Origin of the sequence: Limimaricola sp. G21655-S1 (assembly GCF_027213785.1) — a bacterium.
Classification (GTDB): domain Bacteria; phylum Pseudomonadota; class Alphaproteobacteria; order Rhodobacterales; family Rhodobacteraceae; genus Limimaricola.
Map to the genome: position 1 here is coordinate 1 of NZ_JAPWGO010000371.1, position 253 is coordinate 253.

General features: G+C 66.0%; 1 protein-coding gene. It reads right to left on the bottom strand.

Annotation, left to right across the window (positions count from 1 at the left end):
- Window positions 1–253 (bottom strand): ComEC/Rec2 family competence protein (locus O4G76_RS21120; protein WP_269399055.1); only part of this gene is annotated, 253 nt, incomplete at both ends.

Consider the following 253-nt stretch of genomic DNA (forward strand, 5'->3'; position numbering starts at 1 on the left):
TCCTAAGTGACCGCCGCGTCCCGGTCGAAACATCGGCTGCACCGCCCGAAATACCACCACCAGCGCCAGTGTCGCAGCAAAGCTCCTCTGAAACCCGGCGCTCAGCAGGCTTTCGGGGCGGCGCAGCAGTACCAGCACCGCTGCAAAGGCAACCGCCCGCACGGATATCGCGCGCCGGTCCATCAGCACCGCCACCAGCATCACCGCCACCATCAAAAACGCCCGTTCGGTGGCGACATTGGCCCCGGACAGC